Origin of the sequence: Colwellia sp. (assembly GCF_013215345.1) — a bacterium.
GTDB lineage: Bacteria > Pseudomonadota > Gammaproteobacteria > Enterobacterales > Alteromonadaceae > Colwellia.
The window spans coordinates 51,101-77,085 of record NZ_JABSOV010000013.1 but is presented as its reverse complement, the minus strand read 5'-3'; the positions used below and the strand labels follow the sequence as shown (position 1 = coordinate 77,085).

Annotated in this window: 22 protein-coding genes; 15 read left to right on the top strand and 7 right to left on the bottom strand. The window is 38.2% G+C overall.

Annotated elements, in window-relative coordinates; translation table 11 throughout:
• Window positions 1–827 precede the first annotated feature (827 nt).
• From HRT50_RS02755 to HRT50_RS02730, 6 genes are all read left to right on the top strand, one after another.
• Window positions 828–1,802, top strand: a complete 975-nt coding sequence (locus tag HRT50_RS02755; RefSeq protein ID WP_291611104.1) for a CsgG/HfaB family protein — start codon at window positions 828–830, stop codon at window positions 1,800–1,802.
• 18 nt (window positions 1,803–1,820) lie between these two features.
• Window positions 1,821–2,138, top strand: coding sequence for a hypothetical protein (locus HRT50_RS02750; RefSeq protein WP_291611102.1), 318 nt, complete (start codon window positions 1,821–1,823; stop codon window positions 2,136–2,138).
• 19 nt (window positions 2,139–2,157) lie between these two features.
• Window positions 2,158–2,508: a DUF4810 domain-containing protein gene (locus HRT50_RS02745; RefSeq protein ID WP_291611100.1), complete on the top strand. Its 351-nt coding sequence runs from the start codon at window positions 2,158–2,160 to the stop codon at window positions 2,506–2,508.
• A 5-nt stretch (window positions 2,509–2,513) separates the two neighbouring features.
• On the top strand, window positions 2,514–3,203 hold the full coding sequence (locus tag HRT50_RS02740; protein ID WP_291611098.1) for a GNA1162 family protein: 690 nt from the start codon (window positions 2,514–2,516) through the stop codon (window positions 3,201–3,203).
• 402 nt (window positions 3,204–3,605) lie between these two features.
• The gene (locus HRT50_RS02735; protein WP_291611095.1) at window positions 3,606–4,406 is read left to right on the top strand and encodes a tRNA-uridine aminocarboxypropyltransferase; all 801 of its coding nucleotides are present in this window, start codon (window positions 3,606–3,608) and stop codon (window positions 4,404–4,406) included.
• A 225-nt stretch (window positions 4,407–4,631) separates the two neighbouring features.
• Window positions 4,632–6,134 (top strand): CoA-acylating methylmalonate-semialdehyde dehydrogenase, encoded by a 1,503-nt coding sequence (locus HRT50_RS02730; protein WP_291611093.1) that lies wholly within the window; start codon window positions 4,632–4,634, stop codon window positions 6,132–6,134.
• Window positions 6,135–6,318: 184 nt separating this feature from the next.
• Here HRT50_RS02730 and serA read toward each other — a convergent pair whose 3' ends face one another.
• The 7 genes from serA to HRT50_RS02695 form a co-directional block, all read right to left on the bottom strand.
• On the bottom strand, window positions 6,319–7,572 hold the full coding sequence (gene serA, locus HRT50_RS02725) for a phosphoglycerate dehydrogenase (RefSeq protein ID WP_291611090.1): 1,254 nt from the start codon (window positions 7,570–7,572) through the stop codon (window positions 6,319–6,321).
• 175 nt (window positions 7,573–7,747) lie between these two features.
• Window positions 7,748–8,404 carry a ribose-5-phosphate isomerase RpiA gene (rpiA, locus tag HRT50_RS02720; RefSeq protein ID WP_291611088.1) on the bottom strand — a complete coding sequence of 219 codons (657 nt, stop codon included), beginning with the start codon at window positions 8,402–8,404 and terminating at the stop codon, window positions 7,748–7,750.
• A gap of 208 nt (window positions 8,405–8,612) precedes the next feature.
• Window positions 8,613–9,017: a hypothetical protein gene (locus tag HRT50_RS02715; RefSeq protein WP_291611085.1), complete on the bottom strand. Its 405-nt coding sequence runs from the start codon at window positions 9,015–9,017 to the stop codon at window positions 8,613–8,615.
• A gap of 276 nt (window positions 9,018–9,293) precedes the next feature.
• Window positions 9,294–10,133: a 2,3,4,5-tetrahydropyridine-2,6-dicarboxylate N-succinyltransferase gene (dapD, locus tag HRT50_RS02710; protein WP_291611083.1), complete on the bottom strand. Its 840-nt coding sequence runs from the start codon at window positions 10,131–10,133 to the stop codon at window positions 9,294–9,296.
• A 55-nt stretch (window positions 10,134–10,188) separates the two neighbouring features.
• Complete coding sequence (glnD, locus tag HRT50_RS02705) at window positions 10,189–12,825, bottom strand: [protein-PII] uridylyltransferase (protein WP_291611081.1); 2,637 nt, start codon at window positions 12,823–12,825, stop codon at window positions 10,189–10,191.
• Window positions 12,826–12,906: 81 nt separating this feature from the next.
• Window positions 12,907–13,695 carry a type I methionyl aminopeptidase gene (gene map / locus HRT50_RS02700; protein ID WP_291611080.1) on the bottom strand — a complete coding sequence of 263 codons (789 nt, stop codon included), beginning with the start codon at window positions 13,693–13,695 and terminating at the stop codon, window positions 12,907–12,909.
• Between the two features lie 388 nt (window positions 13,696–14,083).
• Window positions 14,084–14,704 (bottom strand): DsbA family protein, encoded by a 621-nt coding sequence (locus tag HRT50_RS02695; RefSeq protein WP_291611078.1) that lies wholly within the window; start codon window positions 14,702–14,704, stop codon window positions 14,084–14,086.
• A gap of 407 nt (window positions 14,705–15,111) precedes the next feature.
• Between HRT50_RS02695 and rpsB the strand changes: the two genes are divergently transcribed.
• The 9 genes from rpsB to bamA all read left to right on the top strand — a co-directional run bounded on the left by rpsB (window position 15,112) and on the right by bamA (window position 25,919).
• Window positions 15,112–15,840: a 30S ribosomal protein S2 gene (rpsB, locus tag HRT50_RS02690; protein WP_291611076.1), complete on the top strand. Its 729-nt coding sequence runs from the start codon at window positions 15,112–15,114 to the stop codon at window positions 15,838–15,840.
• 135 nt (window positions 15,841–15,975) lie between these two features.
• A complete protein-coding gene (tsf, locus tag HRT50_RS02685; protein WP_291611074.1) occupies window positions 15,976–16,827 on the top strand; it encodes a translation elongation factor Ts in 852 nt (283 codons plus the stop codon).
• Between the two features lie 364 nt (window positions 16,828–17,191).
• A complete protein-coding gene (pyrH, locus tag HRT50_RS02680) occupies window positions 17,192–17,920 on the top strand; it encodes a UMP kinase (protein ID WP_291611072.1) in 729 nt (242 codons plus the stop codon).
• A 96-nt stretch (window positions 17,921–18,016) separates the two neighbouring features.
• The gene (frr, locus tag HRT50_RS02675) at window positions 18,017–18,574 is read left to right on the top strand and encodes a ribosome recycling factor (RefSeq protein WP_291611070.1); all 558 of its coding nucleotides are present in this window, start codon (window positions 18,017–18,019) and stop codon (window positions 18,572–18,574) included.
• 180 nt (window positions 18,575–18,754) lie between these two features.
• Window positions 18,755–19,519 (top strand): polyprenyl diphosphate synthase, encoded by a 765-nt coding sequence (gene uppS, locus HRT50_RS02670; protein WP_367238742.1) that lies wholly within the window; start codon window positions 18,755–18,757, stop codon window positions 19,517–19,519.
• Between the two features lie 92 nt (window positions 19,520–19,611).
• Window positions 19,612–20,475, top strand: a complete 864-nt coding sequence (locus HRT50_RS02665) for a phosphatidate cytidylyltransferase (RefSeq protein WP_291611068.1) — start codon at window positions 19,612–19,614, stop codon at window positions 20,473–20,475.
• A gap of 71 nt (window positions 20,476–20,546) precedes the next feature.
• The gene (ispC, locus tag HRT50_RS02660) at window positions 20,547–21,764 is read left to right on the top strand and encodes a 1-deoxy-D-xylulose-5-phosphate reductoisomerase (protein ID WP_291611066.1); all 1,218 of its coding nucleotides are present in this window, start codon (window positions 20,547–20,549) and stop codon (window positions 21,762–21,764) included.
• A 21-nt stretch (window positions 21,765–21,785) separates the two neighbouring features.
• Window positions 21,786–23,144: a sigma E protease regulator RseP gene (gene rseP / locus HRT50_RS02655; protein WP_291611065.1), complete on the top strand. Its 1,359-nt coding sequence runs from the start codon at window positions 21,786–21,788 to the stop codon at window positions 23,142–23,144.
• Window positions 23,145–23,378: 234 nt separating this feature from the next.
• The gene (gene bamA, locus HRT50_RS02650; RefSeq protein WP_291611063.1) at window positions 23,379–25,919 is read left to right on the top strand and encodes an outer membrane protein assembly factor BamA; all 2,541 of its coding nucleotides are present in this window, start codon (window positions 23,379–23,381) and stop codon (window positions 25,917–25,919) included.
• Window positions 25,920–25,985 lie beyond the last annotated feature (66 nt).

The following is a 25,985-nucleotide window of genomic DNA, read 5'->3' as shown; positions in this document are numbered from 1 at the left end:
TTGCCTAAGTATTGCTAAAGTTGACATGTTAGAAGAGCAATTGAAAACTGAGATTGAGCCACTTGCCAGTATTAATGTTTTTACTGTGACTCTGGAAAAGCATGAGAATAAAGATACCTCGTCAATGTAGTCGTTAACAGGTGAAATTAGCTAGTTTTTCTCAACACTAAGACCCAGCACTGATATAATTGTTGGGGCTTTTTTTCTCTGCAAATTAGTGAACCATGCACGCCGTCCATCAATTAAATCAGTACTGTAAAAGTATTAGTACCACCACCTATAAAGCGCGAGGTCAAAGAGTTATTCGCTGTGAGCTTTGTCAACTTGCCCAGCAATTCTGTATCTGTGAACTATCTCCTAGTAAAGAGAAAATAGAGACAACCGTAGGTTTGTTATTGTTAATGTATGACACCGAAGTAATGAAACCCCTCTTAACATCATTTTAGTAAAAGTGATCTAATCCTTAATTGATTTCGCAATACTTAAGGTCAATACGGTACAAATTAAAAGACAATACTGGCAACTAGGTGCGCTTTGACCTTAGTATTTGATTTTTGCTATATATTTTCTAATGAACTATTTTTTTACCTACTACTACTACTACTACTACAGGTGAAGCACAAGCTTATACATTAGAGCAACAATATATTATATCTACGGAGTTAAATACCTATAGCATACAGAGCTTGCTTAAATAACTAGAAATATAAAAAAGTTACTGTTGAATGAATGGTTTAAAGTCGTAAATAAAATCACTCATAAAAATGGGAACCTTTATTTTTTTTATGTTAATATTTTTTAAATTTTTAATGTTATCAAGGAATAAGATGAATCATAAAACACTAATGCTAGCTATGTCAGTTAGTCTAATATTCACCGGTTGCGCAACGGTTGAAAAAAAAGAAATTCACAACACACCAGTTAAATCTCCCGCTATAAGTAAAACAATATCAGCCAGTACAGAGCAAACTAAATATCTAAAAAGAAAAGTTGCTATTGGTCGTTTCACCAACGAAACGTCCTACGGACAAAGCTTTTTTATTGATAGCGATAATAACCGTATTGGTAAACAAGCAATGGATATTCTTTCATCAAAATTATTTGAAACGGGTAAGTTCATCATGCTTGAGCGTGCGGACTTAAGCAAAATTGAAAAAGAACTCTCTATGTCAGGCAGTTCAGCACTAAATAACGCAGCTGATTTTATAATTGTTGGCTCTATTACTGAGTTTGGTCGTAAAGAAGTTAGCGATGTAGGCGTTTTCTCACGTGTTAAACGTCAAGAAGCCAATGCTACTGTAAATATTCGTATTATTGATGTCTCTACAGGTCAAATTATCTACTCAGAAAAAGGTAAAGGCATAGCTTATTCTGAAGCAGGTACTGTACTAGGTGTGGGTGACAAAGCGGCTTACGATAGTTCGTTAAATGACAAAGTAATAGATGTAGCGATTACAGATTTAGCCTCAAATATTGTTGAAAATATGTTAGGTAAAGCATGGCGTTCTTATGTTCTTTCTTATGATGAAGGCAATTTAATAATTTCTGGTGGTAAGTCTCAGAATATTAAACAAGGGGCAACTTTTGAAGTAGTCAAGGCGGGTAAAAAAGTTAAGAACCCTCAAACAGGTATGTTTATCACCTTACCCGGTAAAACGATTGCTAAAGTTAAAGTGATAAGCTCATTTGGCGATACACCAGAATCAGAGGTTTCATTTAGCCAAATAATAGAGGGCAACTTGGACACTTATATCAAAGCAAATGATTATAAAGATTTGTTTATTCAAGAAATTATTAAATAACAACATAAGGACATTAAAATGAATATTATTCGGACATTATTTATATTTTCACTACTGGCTATTACATCGGCTTGTAGTAGTTACAACACTTATAGTTCAGGTCAAATGACTACAGAACCAGTATCTTATCTTTATTTCTCAGGAAATATTACAGATGCTGAAGTTTCTATTGATGGAGCACCTGCATTTTTGGTAACCAAAGCCGGCCCTAAACAACAATATAAGGTAACACCAGGTAAGCATACAATTATAGTTACCAAACGAGGTCAGGTAGTTGTTCAGCGTGACGTATTACTCGGCGATGATCATGAAAAAGAAATAAATATTCCTCAATAACAATAATCATAGGATCAACATGAAATTAGTATTAACACTTCTGTTATTTACCGTAATTCTTAGTGGCTGCAAATCAACACCACCAATGTATATGTATGAAAATTACTCTGAAAGTTTTTATACCCTGAAAAAAGAAAGTGGCCATGAAGCTGATTCGCAATGGCAGAGCTCATTAGAAAATATTATCAAAAAATCAAATGCTAAAGCGGTAAGAGTTCCACCGGGAATTTATGCAAACTTAGGTTATATTCAATTAAAATCAAATAATTACCCAAAGGCTATTGAATTTTTTGAACAAGAAAAAAGCATTTACCCTGAATCAAGCAGATTTATGGAAAATTTAATTAAAAAAGCAAAAGTGAAGGGATAATCAAAATGAATTTCATTGAAAAAATAAAAACTTCACTACTAACCCTGTCGATACTATTTCTTAGCGGCTGCGTAGCGCCAACTTACGTAACAAAGGGGGAAGAATTCCCTAAAATGTACCAAGAAAAGCCTCGCTCATTGTTAGTTATGCCACCAATAAACCTAAGTACTGATGCCGAAGCAAAAGATTATTATTCCACGACAGTTGAAATGCCTATTGCTTTACATGGTTATTATACCTTTCCTTATCAACTTACTGCTGATGTATTAAGACAACAAGGCATTTATGATAGTGAGCTAGTTTATGATGTACCGCTAAATAAGTTTCATGAATACTTTGGCGCGGATGCAGTACTATTTACAAAAATAGTTAATTGGGATACTTCATATACTGTCTTAGCCTCAACGTTAACGGTTTCTATCGATGCAGAGATCAAATCAACTAAAACCTCTGAGATTTTATGGCAATATAATGGAACGGTTGTTATTGATTTATCTGTAAATGGTGGCGGAGGAATAGCGGGTTTACTCGTTAGCGCAATAGCAACAGCAATCAATACCGCAGCAGCTGATTATACGACTTATGCTAAACAAGCAAATGGACGGTTTATTGGTAGTATGCCTGTTGGGCCATATCATCCAATGTACATGAAAGATCAACAAATTAAACTGTTAAAACAAAGTAGCAACGACTAAATAGGTTAAAATACTCTTAGTGGGCTTTTCGTGGTTCGAAAAGTCCACTTTGTTGATTAGATAAATGGACAAAATACAGTTAATCCAATTTCAATTTACTTCACATTTTTGTCCGCTATTATTCACAACCTAATTCGACAGTTTACAGATACAAAATCTAATCATAAACAGTGATTGACACTGGTAACCTAATGTCGGCTCAGTGGTAGAAGTGATCATAAGAGACCAATCACATTTGGAGATTGGTCACCTCAAACATTAAGAGTAGTCATGCATAGTAAAAATTATCATTATTTATGACACATCCACATATCAACACACCACTCTACTAATATCACTCAACACTAAGCCACTGCACTGATATAATGACGGAGTCTTTTTTATCTTCATATTTAGTGAAACATGCACGCTGTCCATAAATTACATCAATACCGAAAAAGCATCAGTACTACAACCTATAAAGCCCGAGGACAAAGAGTTATTCGTTGTCCACTCTGCCAACTTGCGAAGCAGTTTTGCATATGTGAGCTATCACCAAGTAAACAGAAAATAGAGACAACAGCAGGGTTTTTATTATTATATTATGACACAGAGGTCATGAAACCGAGCAATACCGGTAAACTTATTGCCGACCTTATTCCTGACACCTTCGCTTTTTTATGGTCAAGAACCCAAGAAAATCCAGAGATGTTAGCGGTACTTAACGATGATAAATGGTTCCCCCTAGTTGTTTTTCCACAAGAATATGCCGATGAAGAAAGAAAAGTTTTTACCAACAAGGTCATTTGCCCCGAAGGTAAAAGGCCCCTCTTTATTATGCTTGATGGCAGTTGGCGCGAAGCCAAAAAAATGTTTCGTAAAAGTCCTTATTTAGACCGTTTTCCTATGGTGTCCTTTGATGCTAAAACGGCTATCGAAGCTGTTGCCGGTCTTTATCAGAATGAAAGTAATAATAAATTATCACCTGTCGGTCAAGACTCACGTTATACGGTACGAAAGACTGAGCTTGAACATCAATTTTCCACTGCCGAAGTTGGCGCTAGGGTGTTAGCTATGCATGGCGAAGCAAATAATGCTCAGGTACTCGATCTCTGGTTTGATGTCTTTAATTTTCAATATCAAAAAAGTGTCTGTCAGCGTAATAAAGGCAATGTAAATGCAATGGTAAACTATCAAAATTTTCTTGAGCAGACATATAGATAAATTTTTTTTAAAAGTGATAGCACTAAATCTGTATTTAGAGCCTCTAGTTAACGTTAAGGTAAACATGCACTTAGGCGAATCTTGTAAATATTAGTTGGCAAGTGTTTGCTTAGCTTGTACTTTTTCATTTATTTAAAGCTAGCACTTAGCTAATTAAAGCCTTAAGTTAAGATTATTCTATGCAACTTTACTGTTGTGCTAACAATAAATACTTAAAGGCTTGTTATGACAATTAAAGAAATTCCACTCATTATAAATGGTGAAAAAGTACGTTCTAAAACAAATACTTGGTTAGATGTACTTAATCCAGCTACTCAAGAAGTTGTCGCGCGTGTACCTGTGGCAACCCGTGAGGAAGTGGCTGCTGCTGTTGATAGTGCAGAGCAAGCGTTTAAAAGTTGGTCAAAGGTTTCTTTAACCAATCGTATGCGTATTATGCTGAATTTTCAGCACTTGGTCCGTGAACATAGCCAAGAATTAGCAGAATTAGTAACCCTAGAGCATGGTAAAACCTTACCTGATGCTGAAGGCGAAGTAGGGCGTTCGTTGGAAGCCATTGAAAATGCCTGTTCTATCACGCGTTTACAATTGGGTGAAATGGCTAATAACGCCGCTACAGGTATTGATACTTATACGCTAAATAAACCACTTGGTGTAGGTGTTGGCATTACCGCCTTTAACTTCCCGTTAATGTTGCCAGCTTTTATGTTTCCACCAGCCATTGCTTGCGGTAATACATTTGTATTAAAACCGTCTGAGCAAGCGCCATCATCAACCATACGTTTTGTTGAACTGGCATTAGAAGCAGGTATTCCACCAGGCGTACTTAATGTTATCCATGGCGGACCTGATGCGGTTAACCAGCTTATTGAAAGCGATGCGGTAAAAGCCGTATCATTTATTGGCTCTACTGCGGTAGGTACCCATGTTTATAATCTTGCCAGCAAACACGGTAAACGTGCTCAAGCTATGATGGGCGCGAAAAACCATATGGTGATCATGCCTGATGCTAATAAAGACCGAGCAATCAATGATCTATTAGGCTCAGCTTTTGGCGCTGCTGGTCAACGCTGTATGGCAAATCCGGTAACTATACTTGTCGGTGAAGCACGTGAGTGGTTACCTGAAATTGTTGAACGCGCCAAGTTAATGAAAGTAGGCCCAGGCACACAACGCGATGCTGATTTAGGTCCGGTAGTATCGCCACAAGCTAAAGCACGTATAATTAGTTTGCTTGACTCTGGTGTAGCTCAAGGCGCGGAATTACTTGTTGATGGCAGAAATTGCCAAGTAGATGGCTACCCTAAGGGAAATTTTGTTGGTCCAACATTATTTAGTAAAGTCACTACCGATATGGATATTTATACGCAAGAAATTTTTGGTCCTGCTTTATGTGTTTTAGAAGCGGATAGCTTAGATGAAGCGATAGCAATTATTAATGCTAACCCTAATGGTAATGGTACTTCATTATTTACTTCATCTGGTTGGGCAGCGCGAAAGTTTGAAAATGATGTTGATGTCGGCCAAGTAGGTATTAATGTTCCTATCCCAGTACCTGTTGCCTTCTTTAGCTTTACCGGCTCTCGTGGTTCAAAATTAGGGGACTTAGGACCTAATGGTAAACAAGTTGTTAGCTTTTGGACTTACACTAAGTCAGTGACGGCTCGCTGGTTTGAGCCGGACCATCAAGATGGCTCAACCATTCATACCACCATTAGCATGAAGTAATAGCAGTTAACTGGACTGAACTGAATTTAACTTCTTTTAAGTTAAGTCGTTATCAGTAAAACTAAAAAGGGTCACTATTTACATAGTGACCCTTTTTATTTTTTCATACTTTCAATTATGCTGTTAAATTAATGCTGTATTCATAATCAACGACTGTTAATAAAGTGCTTTTGACGTCGTGTTCTTAATGTAAAATTCTGGCGCGAATAGTGCCATCAATTTGTTTTAATTCTTTAAGTGCTTGTTCACTGTCTTGAGAATCAATATCGATAACAACATAACCAATCTTGTCATCTGTTTGTAAGTATTGTGCGGCAATATTAATATTGTGCTCTGCAAATGCTTGGTTGATTTTAGTCAATACACCAGGTTGGTTATGGTGAATATGTAATAAGCGACTTGTGCCTGTTTGACCAGGGATAGAGTGATCAGGTAAGGAAACTTCTGGGAAGTTTACTGCAGATAAACTTGAGCCATTATCTGAATATTTAGCCAGCTTGGTTGCTACCTCTAAACCGATATTTGCTTGTGCTTCTTTGGTACTACCACCAATATGTGGTGTTAAGATAACATTATCAAAACCGCGTAAAGCCGAGATAAACTCATCATCATTACTCTTTGGCTCAACAGGGAAAACATCAATAGCAGCCCCCGCTATTTTTTTACACTCTAAAGCTGCCGCTAAAGCATCGATATCAACCACAGTACCACGAGAAGCATTAATAAAAATAGCCCCATCTTTCATGGCTGAAAATTGTGCTTGCGCAATCATATTTTGAGTTTGTACTGTTTCAGGGACATGTAAACTAACCACGTCAGCTTCTGCAAGCAACGCATTTAGCGTCGGAGATTGGCTGGCATTACCAAGTGGTAATTTCGTTTCGACGTCATAAAATCGCACTCTCATGCCTAAGGTCTCGGCCAAAATACCTAATTGCATGCCGATATGGCCGTATCCAACAATACCGAGTACTTTACCACGCGCTTCGACTGAGCCAACAGCCGATTTAAACCATTCTCCGCGATGTGCTTTGGCACTTTTTTCAGGAATACCACGAAGTAATAATAACGTTTCACCAATAACTAACTCAGCCACAGAACGAGTATTTGAAAAGGGCGCGTTAAAAACGGGAATGCCGCGATTTTGTGCCGCTTTTAAATCAACTTGGTTGGTGCCAATACAAAAACAACCAATAGCCACTAATTTGTTGGCGTGACTAAGTACTTTCTCGGTTAATTGTGTACGTGAACGGATACCAATAAAGTGCACATCGGCAATTTTCTCAATCAAATCACTTTCAGATAGCGAGGTTTTTAGCGATTCAATATTTGAATAGCCTTTTGATTTTAATTCTTCAAGAGAGCTTGGGTGCAAGCCTTCAAGTAATAAAATCTTAATTTTGTCTTTTGCTAATGAGTTTTTGTTGGTAATGGTCATAAACTGGTTTCGCTTATCCTGAGTTAAAGGTCAATACACTTTTGTTTAGATGGCTAGATATCTAAAGTAGGAGTTTAACATAGCATATAGTGTATAGACTCTAAAGAACTTATTAAGCATATTTAGGGATAAATATGCTGAATAATGAATATTGTTTTAAAAAGGATAGGGGCGATTATTGGATTACTTTAATACCATCACTGCTGCCTAGTACTAGTATGTCAGCGCCACGAAGTGCAAATAAACCATTAGTTACCACACCGACAATGGCATTAATTTGGCTTTCTAGCGCTTTTGGATCAAGGATTACGAGGTTATGAACATCAATAATAACGTTGCCATTGTCTGTGACCACACCTTGACGATAAACAGGATCACCACCTAGCTTAACCATTTCACGGGCAACGTAGCTACGGGCCATAGGAATAACTTCAACAGGTAAAGGGAAGTTACCTAAGACTTTTACTTGTTTTGAATCATCGGCAATACAAATGAATTTTTTAGCTACCGCAGCAACGATTTTTTCACGAGTTAATGCGGCGCCGCCACCCTTGATCATGGCCATATGACGTGTGATTTCATCAGCACCATCAACATAGACATCTAAGACATCAACACTGTTTAAATCAAACACTTCAATACCGTGCGCTTCTAGACGTTTAGTTGACTCTTGTGAGCTTGAAACGGCACCGGCGATTTTATCTTTCATGGTAGCAAGACCATCAATGAAAAAATTAACGGTTGAACCCGTACCAACGCCAACGATAGTGTCATTTTCAATAAATTCCAATGCCTTGATGGCGGCTGCGTTTTTCATTTCATCTTGAGTCATGTTATATGCCTTATTCGCAAAAACTTGCTATTAAAGTGAGCTTGAATGGCCTTTTAAGAGCCTTAAAAAAGGCAATTATAACACTAAATAATCTGATTGTTATACCGAGGAGAAGCCTTTTAATACTGACTCATTCGACAAGCACTTTAATCATATGGATAAATCTGTTGCTGAAAGGTTAATAGTTTTTTAGGATAGTTGAAAGTGACTATTTAGGCATGGCCGTAATGACTATTGCGTTTATATCTTGCTCAATAATATCAGCGTAAATTGAGGTGTTTTGACTTAGTAATTTATCGCTATGTTTATCACCTTTTATATGAATACCTACTATTGTGCTATCAGGAAAATAATTTTCTTGGCGTTTGGCAAAAGCTAACATCATACGTTGGTCCTCAGGCATAGGTCTATTAAGCAAAGAGAGCATTAACTGATGATCTGAAGATAGTGCTTTTTTTATCGAGTCTTTATTATAGGCACTAAAGTTACTGTGGCTAAAATCATTAGCATAGTAGTGGTTGTTTTGATTCGTAGGTTTAACTAATGTGGTATTGCTACAAGCGGTAAGGGCAATACCAAGAAATAGCACAAAAACGATTTTAAATACTTTCATAACAAACCTAATGACGACAGTTAAACTGCAATGACTGAATTACTATCAATAGGGCAAGGGTTATGCCAACGCGTCTTTTAGTAATGAAATATAATTTTTAGGCTTTTTAGTGTTATGAAAATACTAGTGTTATTTGAATAGCAGACATTTGGTTTGGTCAATAAAAAAAGCGGGTAAACTTGATGTTTTTACCACAACGAGTTTATCCGCTTTAGAAAGGGAAAAAGTGTCAATTTTTTAACACTTATTATCAATCTTAATTGCTAAGGGCAGATATTACTCTTCAGTAACAGAGCGGAGTAGCTCATTTATACCCACTTTAGCTAGCGTTTTAGCGTCAACTTTTTTGACGATAATAGCAGCATATAAGCTGTAGGTACCACAAGCTGATGGTAAGTTACCCGGAACAACAACAGAGCCGGCAGGTACGCGGCCATAATGCACTTTACCTGTTTCTCTATCAAAAATACGGGTACTTTGGCCGATATAAACGCCCATAGAAATTACAGCGCCTTCTTCGACAATTACACCTTCAACGATTTCAGAGCGTGCGCCGATAAAGCAGTTATCTTCAATTATGGTCGGTCCAGCTTGTAGCGGCTCTAATACACCGCCAATACCAACACCACCTGATAAATGTACGTTTTTACCTATTTGTGCACATGAGCCAACGGTAGCCCATGCATCGATCATACAACCTTCATCGACAAATGCGCCGATATTAACAAAGCTCGGCATTACTACAACATTTTTACCAATAAAACTACCGGTACGAACACTCGCGCCAGGCACTATACGGACACCGTCGGCTTCAAACATAGCCTGAGTATAACCGTCATATTTCATTGGCACTTTATCGAAGAAAGTACTTTCTGCGCCATCAATGACTTGGTTATCCCAGATACGAAACGAAAGTAGCACCGCTTTTTTAAGCCATTGATTTACCTGCCAGTCACCATTTACTTTTTCGGCGACACGGGCACTACCATTATTCAATGCGGCTAAAGCATCAAGCACGGCACTTTTGATTTCACTTGAAACAGTTGCTGGCGTAATGCTGGCTCTTTCTTCAAACGCTTGTTCAATGACACTGGCTAAGTGTTTTAAGTTTGTCATTAGGGAATCCTATAGGTAATTTTTGTTTGTGTTATAAATGTATATAAAATAAAGGTTAATTAATTTCTTGGGTTAATCGTATGGCTAAATCTTCTTGCTCTTCAGGTGTTAGCGCATCATTTTCTTTGGTCGAGATAGTAAATACATCATCAGCCTTTTCACCAAAGGTGGTTATTTTAGCTGAATGGATATTAATCTGCTCTTTTTGAAAAACTTGACCAATATTCGATAATAGACCCGGTCTATCTAGGGCGATTATTTCAATCATGGTACGATTCTTCACATGTATTTTTATAAAGTTAACGCGTAAAGGGACTTTAAATTGCTTGATGTGCCTGGTAAGTTTAGGCTCTGGTAGGTCACAAACACCCTCTTGGTTTAATTTGTCAACTAAGGATTGGCTAATCTCTTTGGTGTAGAAGCGCTCTCGTAACGGTTTATTACGGCTATCGAGTACGACAAAGGTGTTAACCGTATAGCCAGTTTTCGTGGTAATTATTTTGGCATCATGAATGGATAGCTTTTTGGTATCTAAAAAGGAAACGGTATTAGCAAAAGTATTGTTTTTCTCTTTGGTGAAAATAAATACTTCAGTACCACCTCGATAAGGCACCGAGCTAATTAGCACTAGCGGTTTTGCTCTATCGTGTTTAAGTATGTTGTGACATTGTCTTGCTATTTGCTCAGGTGAATAGCGCAAAAAGTAATCTATTTTGAATTCACGCCATAAAGCTTTAATAGCTTGCTCATCGTTATCGAATTCACTGAGTAAGGCTAATGCTTGTTGTTGATTTTCTCGAATCTTAGAACGTATTTCTACCGGTTTTTCCAGACCATGACGAAAAGCACTTAAGGTATTAAAGTAGAGCTCTTCCAGCAGGTTTGCTTTCCAATTATTCCAAAGACTTTCGTTGGTGCCGCGCATATCGGCAACGGTTAAGCAATAGAGGTAGTTTAAGTGTGCTTCATCACGAACAATTTCTCCGAAAGTGCGAATGACATTTTCATCACTGATATCACGGCGCTGAGCGGTAACTGACATTAATAAGTGATGCTCCACTAACCAAGCCACCATATTACTGTCATGTTTGCTCATTTGGTGAGATAAACAGAAGTTCAACGCATCGACAGCGCCTAATTTAGCATGATTGCCACCACGGCCTTTACCTATATCATGAAAAAAACCGGCTAGGTAAAGCACCTCAGGTTTACGAATTTTTTGCGTTATTTTACTGCACAGTGGGAATTTATGATTATGTTCTTTTTGGCTGAATTGATGTAAATTTTTAACTACTCGGTAGCTGTGTTCATCAACTGAATAGGCATGGAACAGATCGAATTGCATCTGACCAACGATATTGCGCCACAAGGGTAAATAAGAGGCAATAATACTGTGTTTGTGCATTAAGGTTAACGCTAAGCCCAAACCGCGCGGGTGACGAATAATAGCCATAAACATTCGACGACATTCAGCATAATCAATTAACCCTGATATTAAACGTCGTCGGGCATTGCGCATTAATCTTATGGTGTGGGAGTGAATACCTTTAATACCGGGCTCTTGGGCAATAATTAAAAACATCTCAATCATTTTTACTGGTCGCATAAAAATGCGGTCATTACGGGTATTAATTAAGGTATCAACCAATTCAAAATCTTGATTAATAATACTAACGCTACTCTGCTCAGGTTTTTTGATAATAGCCTGTTCAAAATGCTGTAATAGCATAGTATTTAATTCAGTAACTCGGGCAATAATCCTGAAAAATCGTTTCATCATGCGTTCAACGGGAGCTTTACCTTCATCACCAAAGCCCATCATTCGGGCAACATCAGCCTGGTGATCAAATAAAAGCCGGTTTTCATTACGCCCAGCGACAAAGTGCAGGGCAAAACGCATACGCCAAAGATAATCTTGTGACTCTAATAATTCGAAAAACTCATTGGGATAAAGGTAATTATGCTCAACTAACTCTTCGAAGGAGTCGGCTGAAAAGTGGCGTTTTGCCACCCAAGCAATAGTTTGGATATCACGTAAGCCACCTGGATTTGCTTTTAAGTTGGGCTCAAGTGTATAGGCAGCACCACGGTACTGCTGGTGTCTATTTTCTTGCTCTTTACACTTGGCGATAAAGAACTTCTCTGAGGTCCAAAAAACATCTTCATTCAGTAACGGCATTAATTGCTGAGTAAGTGTTTCATTACCGCTGATTTGTCGCATTTCCATCAAGTTAGTGGCAACTGTGACATCTTTTACTGCTTGTTTTAAGCATTCTTTAATGGAGCGAACACTGTGGCCAATATCAAGTTTTATATCCCAGAGTTGGGTAATAAAGCTGGATATTTTTTCTTCCAACTCTAAGTTAATTTCTTCTTGGGTTAATAATAAAATATCAACGTCTGATTGCGGGTGTAGCTCACCGCGACCATAACCACCAACTGCAACTAAACTGATTTGAAACTCATCAAGGTGATGCTGACACCAGAGCTTTTTCAAAATGGCATCGACAAACAGTGCCCGCGCTGATAATAAGTCACTAATATCATTATCGATAAAAACGTCTTTTAACCATTCATCAAAAGTTTGGCTTAATAAACAAATATCGCGGGTAGACAAAAAGTCAGCACTGATAGCTAAGTTTTCAATAAATTGTTCTGGCACTTTAAATGCTGATACTGGGTGACTGGTCAAGAGCTTACCTTTTATCTATGCGGGTTAATCTGTTCGGCCTAAGTTATAGCTACTACCTTTTGGGCACTAATGCTTTAGGTCTTAGTTGTGTAATATGCGAGCAATGGTTTCATCTTTACGTAAGGTTAAAATTTCACAGCCTGTTTTGGTCACCACTATGGTGTGCTCCCATTGTGCAGATCTTTTACCGTCAGCGGTGAAAACAGTCCAATTATCAGTTTTATCTAAAATGGTGTTAGCACGGCCTAAGTTAACCATGGGCTCGATAGTAAAACACATACCAACTTCCATCTTAGTTTTATCATTGTTTTTATAGTGGACAATTTGCGGCTCTTCATGAAAGTCTTTACCTATGCCGTGACCACAATAATCTTTGACGATAGAATATCGACCAGATTTTTTAATGAATTTTTGAATGGTTGTGCCAATTTCGCCAAATATGGTGCCTGGTTTTACTTTTTTTAAGGCGAGGTATAAAGACTCTTGAGTAATGCGGCAGAGACGATTATCTTCAGGGGAGCCTTCACCGACGATAAACATTTTACTGGTATCGCCATGATAGCCATCTTTTATTACGGTAATATCAATATTAATAATATCGCCATCGGCTAGCACAGTATCATCAGGAATTCCGTGACAAACGACATGGTTTACTGACGTACAAATCGATTTAGGAAATTCATGGTAATTGAGCGGCGCTGAAATGGCATTTTGCACTTTTTCAGTAAACTCGGCACAAAGGCTATTTAGCTCATCTGTGCTAATACCGGCCTTTACATGCGGTGCTATCATCTCTAAAACGTCAGCGGCTAATTGCCCGGCAATACGCATTTTGGCGATTTCTTCTTGGCTTTTTATGGTGATGGCCATATTGTTCTATCTCTTTAAGTTTGCGCTAGCGGCATTGTTGCTGGCGACTATGCTTTTAATTGTTTGTCATTTCATCATGATAGATGAGTAACTTGCTCTTAATACCAATCGGACTAATTAATTGTTTACTTAGCGAAAATTAAAAGGCTTAGAGGCAAGGCATTGATTGAAGTGAATGGTTACTCCCTTCTCACAATCAATAACGGTGCATGTAAGCCTTTGCCTTTTATTAGGTATTTGCCCTTTGGGAACTCCTTAGTAAACTGATAACGTCACAAAATGAATGAAATATAGAATAACTATGTTTAACTCATTTTGTTTGTTCTAAGCTCACTAACGTAGTTCTAAGTTGGTCAGTTAACTAATCCGTTTGGTATAAGATAGCAAGTTAACTGTGTTTGTTTAACTCTAATTTGACCGCGTCAATAAATGCGTCAGGATCTTGTAAGTATAAATTGTGGTTAAGCAATATTAACTCATCATTTATAGCCAGTAATAAGGCAGGTATCGCTTGTGTTGCTATAATTTCTTGTAGTGCATAGATCTCATGCACTTGTGCTTCAGCATCATTAGTCAATTTCGTTTTATTAAAAACTTTAGCAGGTACGGATAGCTTGAACTCTTCGACTATGTTGCTTAAATCTGTTTGCTCACTTAGAGGGTTACCCGCACCAAAATGTGCAGCTTGCAGCGCATTTAATAACATTAATGCCTGTTGGGAGGTTTTATTTGTCGCCCACGTCATTAAATTGGCACATAAGGTAGAGTCTTTGCCTTGCGATAATGCCTTCATATATTCAGGCGAAAAACTAACCGATGATAGCTCTTTAACTTGAACTATTTGCTGTTTAGTGATTGCACTTTCACCGTCAGCATCAGAAAAATAGGCACAATGCCATAAATTAAGGGCTACTTGAGGTAACGATTGATTTACCGCATTAACTAAAGGAGTTGCTGCATAACTCCACGGACAGTGACTGTCATAAATAAAAAATAATTCTGCTGACATTGCTTACTCTACAAAAATGAATGTTTGGGTGAAAAATAGGGTCTCAGGTGATTTTAACTCGCCTTGCCTGAATATCCCACTATAAATCCCCCTTTAGTGATAAATGATTTTTATCTCGCTAAAAAAACTGATTTATGGTATAAAGTGCGGCGCTAAATTTTTAGTTGGATCATTTTTGTTTTTGTCTTGTACATTAGCTGAATGGCTTGGCTTGGTTTGGTGACAATTTAAATCGACTATTTGAGTAAGATACTTTATTAAGTTTTTTATTCGGTAAGTCATTATTATAAACTCACATACATCTATTAAAGGTATACCGGGGTGCCCAGTTTTTGGCTATAAAGTCAAAGCGAAGAGGTCGTGTATATTGGATGTATGAACGCTTAACCCCATTAAAGGAAAATACAATGTCAAACGTTTCAATGCGCGATATGCTTAAAGCTGGTGTTCATTTCGGTCACAAAACTCGTTACTGGAATCCTAAAATGAAGCCATTCATTTTCGGTTCACGCGATAAAGTTCATATCATCAACCTTGAGCAAACTGTTCCTATGTTCAATGAAGCACTTGCTTTTGTAAGCAATGTTTCATCGAAAAAAGGTAAAGTGTTATTTGTTGGTACTAAACGTGCTGCAAGTGATGCTATCAAAGACGCTGCGATCAAATCTGACCAATTCTTCGTTAACCATCGCTGGTTAGGTGGTATGTTGACTAACTGGAAAACAGTTCGTCAATCAATCAAACGTTTAAAAGATTTAGAATCTCAAAGCACTGACGGTACTTTTGAAGCTTTAACTAAAAAAGAAGCGTTAATGCGTACTCGTGAAATGGAAAAGCTTGATAAAAGTTTAGGTGGCATTAAAAACATGGGTGGTTTACCTGACGTTTTATTTATCATTGATGCTGATCACGAGCACATTGCTATTAAAGAAGCAAACAACCTTGGTATCAAAATAATTTCTGTTGTTGATACTAACTCTAACCCAGATGGTATCGATTACATCGTACCGGGTAACGATGATGCTATTCGTGCAGTAAGTTTATACTGTAACGCTGTTGCCGACGCTGTAATCAGTGGTCGTGAGCAAAATATCGTTGTACAAGCTGAAAAAGACGGTTTTGTTGAAGCTGAATAATTTCAGTTAATAACACGTTTTATTTTGCTATTGCCACAAAAGCTAGCTTTTGTGGCAACTTATTTAATATTTATTCCCAAGGCTAGCTTATTATGAGTGCCGCTACGGGGGTAACTGAAAATCGAGGAAATACCTATGACAGTTACAGCTGCTATGGTTAAAGAATTACGTCAACGCACAGCTGCGGGCATGATGGATTGTAAAAAAGCGTTAGTAGAAGCTGAAGGCGACATGGAACTTGCGATTGAAAATATGCGTAAGAACGGTCAAGCAAAAGCCGCTAAAAAAGCAGGTAATATCGCTGCTGAAGGCGCGATTATCATTAAAGTATCAGGAAACACAGCTGCAATAGTTGAAGTTAACTGTCAGACTGATTTCGTTGCAATGGATGATAACTTTTTAGGTTTTGCCAATGCTGTAGCTGATGCTGCACTTAGCTCTAAAGTTACTATCGAAGAGCTACAAGCACAATTTGAAGAAAAACGCATCGCGTTAGTGACTAAAATTGGTGAAAACATCAATGTACGTCGTGTTGAATATGTAGAAGGTGTTAACTTAGCTTCTTATACTCACGGTGCTAAAATTGGTGTAGTTGTTGCCGGTGAAGGTGATGTAGAAGCACTTAAACATATTGCTATGCACGTTGCAGCAAGTAAGCCTGAGTACTTAACTCCTGATGACGTTCCTGCTGATGTTGTTGCCAATGAAAAGCGCATTCAAATCGAAATGGCGATGAACGAAGGCAAGCCTGAAGAAATCGCTGAAAAAATGGTTACTGGCCGTATGCGTAAGTTCACTGGCGAAGTTTCTTTATCAGGCCAAGCATTTATCATGGAGCCTAAGAAAACGGTTGGTGAAGTGTTAAAAGAAAAAGGCGTAACTGTTTCTGCATTCGTTCGTATGGAAGTTGGCGAAGGTATCGAGAAAAAATCAGAAGATTTTGCTGCTGAAGTAGAAGCACAACTAGCTGCTGCTGCAAAAGCTTAATTTGATTTGTTTGAAGTGTTAGCTTTATAGCTAAGCACGTCAAATAGAATGAATTATCAAAAAAACGTCTACCTAGGTAGGCGTTTTTTTTTGAGTAGTATTTTCTTAGAATGACTAGGCTACACACTACTCGCCGCGCCTAAAACGCTTTACTCTCTTTGAAATAAATGAACAAAATTTAACCGTTAAAGATCAATAGCCCCTACTATTTACGCCCAAACAGGCATATTTACACAAAAAAAATGAGTTTTTTCAGTTTAGACTTTCGTGTCTGCGCTAAACGTATTAAAATAGCCGCGGTCTTTTGACCTCGGCTTTTATCGGCTTAAATTTTATTACCTAACTGCTACAGGAATCTTTCCCTATGACAACCAATCCGAAGCCTGCTTATCGACGAATATTATTAAAACTCAGTGGTGAAGCACTGATGGGGGATGAGGGTTTTGGTATTGATCCTAAAGTACTTGACCGTATGGCTCTAGAGATCAAAGAATTGGTAGAGATGGGTATCCAAGTAGGCTTAGTTATTGGTGGTGGTAATTTGTTCCGTGGTGCTGGGTTAGCCGAAGCTGGCATGAACCGTGTTGTTGGTGACCAAATGGGTATGCTTGCCACAGTAATGAATGGCTTAGCTATGCGTGATGCATTACATCGTGCTTTTGTTAATACCCGCTTAATGTCTGCCATTGATTTAGCGGGTGTATGTGAACGCTATAACTGGGCCAATGCTATCAGTTTATTAAAATCTGGTCGTGTGGTTATCTTTTCTGCTGGTACGGGAAATCCATTCTTCACCACAGATTCAGCGGCTTGTTTACGTGGTATTGAAATTGAAGCGGATGTAGTATTAAAAGCGACTAAAGTTGATGGTATTTACTCTGCAGACCCAATGACAAATCCAAATGCTGAGCTTTATAGTGAGCTTAGTTATGATGAAGTACTTGATAAAGAATTAAAAGTAATGGACTTAGCAGCCTTTACTTTAGCGCGAGATCACAATATGCCGATTCGCGTATTTAACATGAATAAACCGGGTGCGTTGAAATCTGTCATCATGGGCGGTAGCGAAGGCACTATAATTACACATAAGTAACTTTTCGAGATTCAAGTCAAAAATAAGTGCTAATAAGCTCAAGTAATATAGACTACTGGCTTAAAGTTAACTTGATAATATTTAGGGAAAATAATCGTGATAGATGAAATAATTGAAGATGCTCAAGAACGTATGGGCAAAAGTATTGATGCTTTAAAAACCAGCTTGAACAAAATAAGAACAGGCCGCGCGCATGCCTCTTTATTAGATAATATTGTCGTTGAATACTATGGTATGGACACGCCATTGAATCAGGTCGGTAATATCTCTGTTCCAGATGCTCGTAACCTTTCTATTACCGTTTTCGATAAAGGTATGATTAGTGCGGTTGAAAAAGCCATTATGAAATCTGATTTAGGTTTAAATCCACAATCAAATGGCACCTTAATACGCATTCCATTACCACCGCTTACCGAAGAGCGCCGAAAAGACTTAGTTAAAGTGGTACGTGGCGAAGCAGAAGGCGGTAAAGTAGCGATTCGTAATATTCGCCGTGATGCTAACTCAGATTTTAAAAGCTTGTTAAAAGACAAAGACATCAGTGAAGATGAGCATCATCAAGCTGAAGATTCAATTCAGAAAAGCACAGATACTTTTGTGAAGCAAGTTGATGAAATATTAGTGAAAAAAGAAGCCGAATTAATGGAAATATAGTTCTTCTATTTAAAACGCCAGCTCGCTTAAATTAGCTAACTGGCGTTTTTGTTTAATAGCGACTTATAAGTTTATTCTGTCTTAACTAGTTTACTTTAACTAATTGGCTTTAAATAAGTAGTGACTTAAATGATTAATGGAAAATTGTTAAGTGAGTAATTTTCAAGTGGGTAATTTGTAGTGGACAATAGCGAAGCTTTAGCGGAACAAGCTGAAAATAAAAATACTCCTCAACATGTTGCTATCATAATGGATGGTAATGGTCGATGGGCTCAACTGCAAGGTAAAGGGCGCGTTTCTGGTCATAGAGCCGGTGTTGAATCAGTGCGAGCTGTTGTCGCTAGTGCACGAAAGTCTAATGTTAAAGCGTTAACACTCTTTGCCTTTAGTAGTGAAAATTGGCAGCGACCGGAAAAGGAAGTCAGTGTACTGATGGACTTGTTTATGTATGTGTTAACTAAAGAAGTTAAACGTTTACATAAACATAATATTCGCTTTCAAGTGATAGGTGATTTGAGTCGATTTTCTGACAAATTACAGAGAAATATTGCTAAGTCAGAGCAACTTACGTCAGAAAATACTGGCTTAGTATTATCTGTGGCAGCAAATTATGGCGGTCGTTGGGATATTGCCCAAGCGGCTAAAAAACTCGCCAGTGACGTTCAACAGGGCACAATGACCCTAGATGATATTAATGAACAGACCCTTAATGCGCAAACTTGTCTAGCGGATTTGCCCGCTTTAGATTTGTTGATCCGCACCGGTGGCGACTATCGCATTAGTAATTTCCTATTATGGCAAGCAGCTTATGCAGAGCTATATTTCACCGATATATTATGGCCAGATTTTAATGAAGCTCAATTTGAACAGGCGATAAACTGCTTCGATCAGCGAGAACGTCGTTTTGGTAAAACCGGTGAACAAGCAAAAAACGAACAAGTATAAATAATAACAGCAAGCCGAAAATCTTATACGTAGAGCTTGCCGGACTTAATAAAGTCTATAACAACTGTCTATAAAAATAAAAAGGGTAGCCCTTGTTAAAACAACGAATTATTACGGCTTTAATATTAGCACCAACAGCAATCACAGCTATTTTCTATTTACCTATTAATTACTTTGCTGGGCTTTTAATGGCTATTATCGCCATAGGTGCGTGGGAATGGGCTCGCTTCATGGGCTTAACCAAAACAATACAACGTTTAGCCTATGTTATTGTTACCACAGCACTTGTTGCGGTGTTATGGTTCTTCTTGCCCGTGGGTAAAACATGGCTAGTGATCTTTGGTATAGAGCATGAAATATCCTCAATTCTATGGTTAAGTGTAATTTGGTGGTTATTTGCTGCTTTATTAATGTTTTCCTACCCTAAATTCAACGGTTTTTGGTCACAGAATAAAGTCATTATTGCTTTGTTTGGCTGGTTAACCTTAGTGCCTACTTGGTTAGCTTTTATAGTCTTACGCAGCAATAACTATGCGTTAGATGAATTTCAAGGTGCACAGTTATTGATGTACCTATTTATGCTCGTGTGGAGTGCTGATGTCGGTGCTTATTTTGTCGGGAAATCAATAGGTAAACATAAACTCATGCCTAATGTTAGCCCTGGAAAAACTATTGAAGGCTTCCTTGGTGGGGTGGCTTGCGCTGCAGTATTAACTGTCGTTGTTGGTATTTCATTACAGTGGTCTATTGAGGAGTTTGTTACTGCCTTACTGGTGACAGTATTAATTACCACTATTTCTGTTTTAGGTGACTTAACGGAAAGTATGTTTAAACGCCAAGCAGGTGTTAAAGATAGTGGCACTATCTTACCCGGCCATGGTGGTATTTTAGATAGAATTGATAGTTTAACGGCAACGGCACCAGTTTTTGCGCTTTGTTACGTATTACTTGCTTAACAATTTAAAGAGTAAAAATTTAAATTGTTAGTGTTTTGATTAGTTTTTGATTAGAAAAGTGAGGTATATACGTGCTTAAACGTCAACTTTGTATTTTAGGTTCAACGGGCTCTATTGGTAGCAGTACCTTAGATGTGGTGCGTCTTCACCCTGATAAGTTTCAAGTGATCAGTTTAGCTGCTCACGCTAGCGTTGATGTGATATTTGAGCAATGCCTTGAATTCAAACCACAGCAAGTGGTGCTAGTTTCAAGTGATCATGCCAAGCTATTGGCTGAAAAGCTTAAGGGCGCTAATCTTAGCGATATTACTGTGTTGTCAGGCAAGCAAGCCTTAATTGAACTTGCTCAATGTAAATCTACTGATACGGTAATGGCGGCTATTGTTGGCGCTGCAGGTCTATTACCTACGCTTGCGGCTGTAAATGCAGGCAAACGGGTCTTGCTGGCAAATAAAGAAGCTTTAGTTACTTCAGGTGCTATTTTTATGGCGGCGGTAAAAGCTTCGGGTGCTGAATTGCTACCCATTGATAGTGAACACAATGCTATCTTTCAATGTTTACCCGCTCAGCAGCAAGCTAATCTTGGTGAATGCCAACTGCTAGCCAACGGCATCAGTAAGATACTGTTAACTGGCTCAGGTGGGCCTTTTAGAACAAGAGCTATCGATACATTAGCAACGGTAACTCCACAAGAAGCTTGTAACCATCCAAACTGGGATATGGGCCGAAAAATATCAGTAGACTCTGCCACTATGATGAATAAAGGTCTTGAATTTATTGAAGCCAAGTGGCTTTTTAATATCGAAGCTGAAGATATTCAAGTGGTCTTGCATCCACAAAGTACCATACATTCCATGGTACAATACAAAGACGGCTCAGTTATTGCTCAAATGGGTAATCCTGATATGCGTACGCCAATTGCTCATGCTTTGAATTTTCCAGAGCGAATAGAGTCGGGTGTTGCTCCTTTAGACTTTTTTAATACCGCCTCTTTCGAATTCCAACCAGTCGATTTTGCTCGTTACCCAAATTTAAAATTGGCTATCGATGCTTGTAAACAAGGGCAAGCAGCCTGTACTGCGCTTAATGCCGCCAATGAAATAGCCGTTGCTGCTTTTTTAGACGAAAAAATAAAATTTACCGATATATTTAAAATAAATGAAACTTCTGTGAAAAAATTTGTCTCACAACAGGTAGATAATATAAACGAGGTGATTGCCCTTGATAAGCAAGTGCGCATTTTTACACAAACATTATTGGCTGATTTTAATACCAATAAATGTCTGTAATGCTAAAGGGTAATAAATAACATGTTTGATTTTTTGTGGAACCTAGCATCATTTGTTGTCGCGTTGGGCATCTTAGTGACAGTGCACGAATATGGTCATTTTTGGGTTGCTAGAAAGAACGGCGTTAAAGTTGAACGTTTTTCTGTTGGCTTCGGCCGGGCAATCTGGCGCAAAACAGCTAAAGATGGCACTGAATATGTTTTGGCCATGATACCACTTGGTGGTTATGTCAAAATGCTCGATGAACGTGTTGATGATGTTCAGCCTGAAGATAAAGATAAAACTTTCAATAGCAAAAGCGTCTATCAACGCATAGCCATTGTTGCGGCAGGGCCCTTAGCTAACTTTATCTTTGCTTTATTTGCTTTCTACCTGATGTTCTTAATTGGCGTGCCTGGGGTAAAACCTGTGATTGGTGATATAGCGCCAAGCTCAATTGCGGGTAAAGCTAAACTAAGTAATAACAGCGAAATTGTTAGTGTTGCCGGTAATGTTACTCGAGATTGGCAGGAAGTTAATCTGGCGCTTATTGGACAAATTGGCAATGACAAAATCACCATAAATACCAAACAAGCAGATAGCCAATATATTTCTAGCTTTATTTTAGATACCCGTAACTGGCAGTTTTCACCGGATAAAACCTCAGCGCTTACCAGTCTAGGTATTACCCCTTTCAGGCCTAATGTGCATAATGAATTATCCGCGGTAGCAGAAGAAAGTCCGGCAGCATTAGCAGGGTTATTAGTGGGTGATACCCTTATTTCAGTGGCTAATGTAAAGACAAGTGACTGGCAAAGCTTTGCTAAGGAAATAAAACAATTTCCAGCAGAAGAAGTCTTAATCACCGTCAAAAGAAATGGTGAGCTACTGACTTTAGCTGTGACGCCTAACAGTGTTGAGCAAGCTGGGAAAGTTATTGGTTATATAGGTGTAGCACCTAGAGTAGATGCCTGGCCAGAGTCACTATTAATTGAGTTAAGGTATGGCCCAATTGAGGCGATAAAGGAAAGTGCACAACGAACTTGGAATTTAACCACCTTAACATTTAGTATGATTGGTAAGTTAATCACCGGTGATGTATCCGTTAAGAATTTAAGTGGACCCATTGGTATTGCTCAAGGAGCAGGTAGCAGTGCTAGTCATGGTTTTGTTTATTTTCTAGGCTTTTTAGCGCTAATTAGTATTAATTTAGGAATAATTAACCTTTTACCATTACCAGTACTTGATGGCGGACACTTACTCTATTATGTTATAGAGCTTTTTACCGGGAAAGAAGTGCCCGAGAAGATTCAAGAAGCTGGCTTTAAATTTGGTGCATTGGCATTGTTGATGTTAATGGCCATTGGCTTATTCAATGATTTTAGTCGGGTTTTAGGGTAACGTAAGCAAGAACAACACTTATTCCTGCTAGCTGTGATACTGTTACCGCCTTTAGAGGGAAAGTTGAGCGCAATACGGGAGAAAGTTTAATAGACCAACTTCAAGGATGTGTCTTAGAGAATATGCAAAGATGAATTGTTTATTTACGATTTTAGTTGAGAGTTAGCGCAATAGTAATGTCTTGAGTGTGTAGCTAATAGTTTTTATAAAAAGAAGTAACGAAGTTTATAATTTATGATCATGAAAAAAATTGCCTTTGCCCTCCTGTTAGGTGCACTAGGAACATCGACACAAAATGCTCAAGCTGAAACAGGCTTTCAAGTTAAAGATATTAACGGTAAAGGTCTGCAGCATGATGCCCTAAGTACATCGGCACAAAGCGCCCAAGCTGCACTCAGCTTTCAAGTTGAAGATATCGAAGTTAAGGGCTTGCAGCGAGTTGCTTTAGGTGCTGCATTAACTCATATTCCCTTTAATGTTGGTGATAATATTAATGAATTTAGAATATCACAATCAATTAAGTCACTTTATCAGTCGGGTCATTTTAATGATATCCGTGTTTACCGTGATGGCAACCGCTTGGTCTATCGGGTAAAAGAGCGAGAAACTATCAGTGATATAATCTTTGACGGTAATAGCGATCTTAAAGATGAGCAGTTAACCGAAAGCCTTGATGGTAGTAATATTCGTGTTGGTGAAACCCTTGATCGTACTGTCATTTCAGGCATCGAAATGGGCTTAGAAAACTTTTACCACAGTGTCGGTAAATATAATGCCAAAGTTACCGCTAAAATCACTCATTTACCGAGAAATCGAGTTATCTTAGAATTTACTTTTGTTGAAGGCGACTCCGCTTCCATTAAACAAATTAACATTGTCGGTAATGAAGTTTTTTCTGATGCAGAAATATTAGATAAAATAGAGTTGAGCTTTGATTCGCCATGGTGGAACTTTATGGCGCAAGATAGGTACCAGAAACAAGCGCTGCAAGGAGATATGGAAACAATTAATAGTTATTATCTTAACCGCGGCTATTTACGTTTTAAAGTAGACTCTACTCAAGTATCAATGACCCCAGATAAAAAGGCGGTTTATATCGCGCTAAATGTCAGCGAAGGGGAGACTTATACTATTAGTGAAGTTGACTTTATTGGTGATATGGCTGGTTTTGAAAATACTATTCGTGCCATAAACCCTCTGCAAGCAGATGAATTGTATAACGGTGCAGAAGTCACATACACCGAAGAGGTTATTAGTAAGTTTTTAGGACGTTACGGTTATGCTTACCCTAAAGTAAGAACCATTCCTGAAGTTGATGATGAAAATCATACCGTTAAATTATCTATATCCATTGACCCAGGTAAACGTGTTTATGTTAATCGCATTAACTTTACCGGCAACCATGTCACGGCTGATAATGTTTTGCGCCGTGAAATGCGTCAAATGGAAGGGGCTTGGTTATCCAATGGCGTGGTAGAGTCATCAAAATCTTGGTTGATGCGTCTGCCTTACATGGAAACTGTTGAGTTTGAAACGAAACAAATTCAAGGCGAAGACGACTTAGTTGATATTGACTTTACCGTAAAAGAGCAACCATCAGGTTCTTTTAATGCGGGTATTGGTTATGGCTCAGAAACCAAATTAAGCTTAAACGCTGGCGTTCAGCAAAATAACTTCTTAGGTACAGGTAACCAGCTTGGTTTTAATGTCGCCAAAAATTATTATCAACAAAGTGCCACCATCTCTTATACCGACCCGTATTTTACTGTCGATGCCATTTCTCTTGGCGGACAAGTTTACTATAGCGAATACGATGCCGGTAATGCCAATATGGTTGATTATAAAAATAAAACCTTTGGTGCTGGTCTAAATTGGGGCTTCCCAGTTAATGAATACTTACGATTAAACTTTGGTGTCGGTTGGAAGTTTAACCAAATATCACAATTGCAAGCCTATGATCAAATTCAAGACTTCTATGATATTTATGCTGACCCTAATGATCCCGATGGTCAGTTAACTTTTAAAACATTAGATTTAAATGCCGGTTTATCTCGTAGTACTTTAAACCGTGGTACTTTCCCAACGGCAGGTTCATCACAAAGATTTAATGCAAAAATGACCTCACCAAAGTCTGATTTACAGTATTTCAAACTAAATTATGATGCCAAGTTTTATTTCCCATTAACTCGTAGTCAAAAGTGGTCGGTGTTAACTCGCATACAGCTAGGTTATGCCAATGGTTACGGAACCGTTGATGGTAATGACCAATTGTTACCATTCTGGGAAAATTTTAGTGCTGGTGGCGCAGATACCTTACGTGGTTTTGAAAACAATACTATTGGTCCACGAGCAATATATCGTACGCCACAATCAATTCCAGGTGGCTGTTGTTTAGGTCCTGACAATGCCTCTATTTATGTTAGCCCAAGCTCTGTTGGTGGTAATGCTATGGCAATTGCGGGTATAGAGTTGATAGTGCCAACACCATTTTTAGATGAAAGTTATAGTAATAGTGTCCGTACTAGTATTTTTTGGGATGCAGGTAGTGTTTGGGATACCGAGTTTAATGTAGCCGATTACCAAGATCTAGCGCCGAATGAGTACGAGAAGATTGTTGATTTTTCTGATCCAACACGTTTTCGTAGTTCAGTAGGTATATCAATTCAGTGGCTTTCACCGATGGGGCCAATGATTTTTAGTTTTTCTAAATCAATTAGAGAAGAAGAAGGTGACGATACAGAAGGCTTTAGCTTTAATATTGGTAAAACGTTTTAAGTCACTTTAACCAGTAGATTTTAGCTACGTTAAATGAATTAATCTTGCTATATTGTCCGACTAGAA